At 46.0% G+C, this 3,427-nt stretch carries 3 protein-coding genes; 2 read left to right on the forward strand and 1 reads right to left on the reverse strand.

The window, feature by feature from the left end; all coding sequences use genetic code 11:
- The first annotated feature begins 295 nt into the window (after positions 1 to 295).
- Both cysS and mnmL read left to right on the forward strand, forming a co-directional pair.
- The gene (cysS, locus tag ASN18_RS10575) at positions 296 to 1,753 is read left to right on the forward strand and encodes a cysteine--tRNA ligase (protein ID WP_085052722.1); all 1,458 of its coding nucleotides are present in this window, start codon (positions 296 to 298) and stop codon (positions 1,751 to 1,753) included.
- Positions 1,671 to 2,690, forward strand: coding sequence for a tRNA modification radical SAM protein MnmL/YtqA (mnmL, locus tag ASN18_RS10580; protein ID WP_085052723.1), 1,020 nt, complete (start codon positions 1,671 to 1,673; stop codon positions 2,688 to 2,690). The genes cysS and mnmL overlap by 83 nt, the downstream gene beginning before the upstream one ends.
- A gap of 5 nt (positions 2,691 to 2,695) precedes the next feature.
- Here mnmL and ASN18_RS10585 read toward each other — a convergent pair whose 3' ends face one another.
- The gene (locus ASN18_RS10585) at positions 2,696 to 3,187 is read right to left on the reverse strand and encodes a PilZ domain-containing protein (RefSeq protein WP_085052724.1); all 492 of its coding nucleotides are present in this window, start codon (positions 3,185 to 3,187) and stop codon (positions 2,696 to 2,698) included.
- Positions 3,188 to 3,427 lie beyond the last annotated feature (240 nt).

Raw genomic sequence — 3,427 nt, forward strand, 5'->3', positions numbered from 1 at the left:
TAAAATACCCCAGCTGCCTAGCCGCTACGCCCACCCCTCAAAAGAAAGGGGGGTGCTATTATGACACAGTCTGTTCGAGGGAATGACAGACAAGCAAAACAAAAATAGACACTGGAATTTGTCATTCCCGCGCAATAGTCATTTACAGATTATTTTTTCAGATGCGTCTGCCCTGGCCTAATGCGCAGTTGCCAAACTCAACGGAACTGTTATAGCATAAAGCGGCAGTCTGTAAAATATGCAGCTTACGCAGAGCCGGTGGAATAGTGGAATAAAGGAGGAATAAAGGAGAAAAATGGGATTAAAGATATATAACACCATGTCGGGCAAAAAAGAGCAATTCGTCCCGGTCGATGGCAATCGTGTAAGGATGTACGTATGCGGCGTAACGGTCTATGACTTGTGCCATGTTGGGCACGCTAGAAGCGCCGTTGTCTTTGACACAATCAGCAGATACCTCCGCTTCAGGGGCTATGATGTAAAATTCGTAAAAAACTTTACCGACATCGACGACAAAATAATTAACAGGGCAAATGAAGATGGCAAGACATGGGACGAAGTAGCAGAGACCTATACACAGGAATACTACAATGACATGACAAGGCTGGGTGTTGCAACCCCTGACGTTGAGCCAAAGGCAACAGGGCATATAGACCAGATGCTCGGCATTATAAAAAAGCTGATAGACAAAGGATATGCCTATGAAACCGAAGACGGCGTATATTACGAAGTGGGGAAGTTTGCTGACTACGGACAGCTCTCCAAGCGTGACCTTGAGTCAATGGAGGCAGGGGCACGTGTAGAGATAGACGAAAAAAAGCGAAATCACTTTGACTTTGCCCTGTGGAAGCGCTCCAAAGAGGGAGAACCGGCGTGGGACAGCCCATGGGGGCCGGGCAGACCGGGCTGGCACATCGAGTGCAGCGCCATGTCGCTGGAACACCTCGGTGAGACCTTTGATATTCACGGCGGCGGGGCAGATTTAATCTTCCCGCACCATGAAAACGAAATCGCACAAAGCTGTGCGGCCACAGGTAAGCCATTTGCCAAGTATTGGATTCACAACGGTTTTATCACAATAGACAAGGAAAAGATGTCCAAATCCCTGGGGAATTTCTTTACAATAAGGGATATATTGGAGGAATTCGACCCCGAAGTTCTGAGGGTATTTATCCTTTCAACACACTACAGAAGCCCAATAGAGTTCTCGCGCGAGAGCCTGAAGCAGACAGAGCCGTCGCTGGATAGGGTATACTCCACAGTGCTTCGCGTCAGTGATTTTTTAAATGTGTTTAAAGAAAAGGCCAGTCCATCGAAGTATGATGACGACTTCGCCGCCACAACCGGTACTCTTAAAGATAGATTTATGGAGGCGATGGACGACGATTTTAATACGGCCTCAGCGCTTGCCGCAATCTTTGATATGATTAGGGAAATAAACCGCTATCTCGATAAAAAACCGTCGTCCAGCAGGAGCAGGCTCTTAGTTGAAAAGGCCGCAGGGGATATAAAGGACTGTGCAGCGGTGCTGAACATATTTACAAAGACGCCGCAGGAGTGGTATCAGTCCTTGCTTGCCACACACAAGGCTGATATAACGGAATCTGAAATCGAAGAGCTGATAGTAAGGCGCCGTGAGGCCAGAGCAAAAAAAGACTGGAAGCTGGCCGATGAAATCAGAGGAGACCTTGACGCCAAAGGGATTATCCTTGAGGACAAAGAAGACGGCACGAGATGGAAGGTTAAGGTATAATGTGGGCAATGTAACAACCGAACGCCGCCGTTATAATTCCTTTGGCCTTCATATGAGAGAGCGTTTTGGTCAGAGCGTTTATAAAGTCAACATAGATGCGGGGTTTACCTGCCCAAACAGAGACGGCACAGTGGGCGTCGGAGGTTGTGTCTATTGCAATAACGACAGTTTCCGCCCGTCGTCGTGCAAGCCTGCGCTGGGGGTAAGGCAGCAGGTAGAAAACGGCATATCATATCTGTCGAAAAGGTACAAGGCGAATAAATTTATCGCCTACTTTCAGCCATACACCAACACATACGCACCGGTTGACGAATTGAGGCGGATATACCACGAGGCACTGGCGCATCCAGGCGTTGTGGGCATTGCAGTGGGCACAAGGCCAGATGCTATAGATGATGAGAAATTCGCCCTGCTTGAGTCCATAGCGAAGGACTATTTTGTGCTGATAGAGTTTGGCCTTCAGTCGATATATGACAAAAGCCTTGCATATATAAACAGGGGGCATGACTATGCCTGTTTTATCAATGCCATAGACATGGCCGCAAACTATAACTTATTACATATCGGGGCACACATAATAGCAGGGTTTCCTACGGAGACAATAGCAGAGATGCTCTCAATGGCCGGGGTGATATCAGGGCTTCGCTTAGGATTTCTGAAAATACATCAACTACAGGTAGTCAAGGGCACAGCGATGGCGGCGGAATATGCAAGGAACCCATTTTTTGTTTTTGAGTATGAGCAATATCTGGATTTTCTCGTAGAATTTGTTGAGAGGCTCACACCTGGCGTAGTCTTACAGCGGATGTTTGCCACCGCCCCGGACGATATTCTGATAGCCCCCGTATGGAATAAGACCAGACAGCAGATATTAATAGATATAGATAATAAATTCAAGCAGCTCAACACATATCAGGGGAGAAACTACAAGTGTTAATATTCTCAGGCTTTAAGGAAAAAACTAATTTGTATATCTTCGTATTCACCCAGGTCTTTAAACCTTAGTCCCAGGACAACGGTTGTTTTTGTCTCCTCTGTAACACGTAGGATTTCCGCACTAACAGTTATTTTCTCTTCTTTCGGGGGTAATGGAAAGCTCATTAACAGAATACCGCCAACCACTTCGTGAGTGCTTTTAAAACACTTAAGGCGCAGCCCCCCGCGGGACATATCCAGAATAGTCGCCTTTCTTGGTGGGCGGTTGACCCCTTTAATCTGATAAAACGCCTCGATATTAACTTTTTTACGGTAGGATGTCCTCAAATTAAGACGAATAGCAATAGGCTGGTCGCACGTAGTGCAGGAGGTGGCAAAATCCTCTTCCGGTGGATATTCATTAATGATTGTACAATTTGCCCCGCAGTATGGACACACTATCTTGATCTCAGCAGATGAATATACAGTAACAGAGGAATAGTTAGAGAATTGCCCCATAAAACTCACCCCACAATATAACAGATATCATCGCCCAAGCGCATCTATAATAATATTATAAGTTAATCCTGCACACCGTAGCAAGTATCCTATTTCAGAAATCAGGGCAAACGCACTATGATCTTACCCCGATTCAGAGGACAAGAAAATTAAGGTAGAATACAGAAACGGAGGTAGGAGATGGAAAGACGAAGATAAGATGAAGAGTTTAAGTCTGAAGCAGTACGACTTATAGAAAGA

This window comes from Candidatus Magnetominusculus xianensis (genome assembly GCA_001541255.1).
Lineage (GTDB): Bacteria > Nitrospirota > Thermodesulfovibrionia > Thermodesulfovibrionales > Magnetobacteriaceae > Magnetominusculus > Magnetominusculus xianensis.

Coding starts and splice junctions, on each gene's coding strand:
- cysS (WP_085052722.1), top strand. CDS start 296: ATGGGATTAAAGATATATAACACCATGTCGGGCAAAAAAGAGCAATTC.
- mnmL (WP_085052723.1), top strand. CDS start 1,671: ATGAAATCAGAGGAGACCTTGACGCCAAAGGGATTATCCTTGAGGACA.
- ASN18_RS10585 (WP_085052724.1), bottom strand. CDS start 3,187: ATGGGGCAATTCTCTAACTATTCCTCTGTTACTGTATATTCATCTGCT.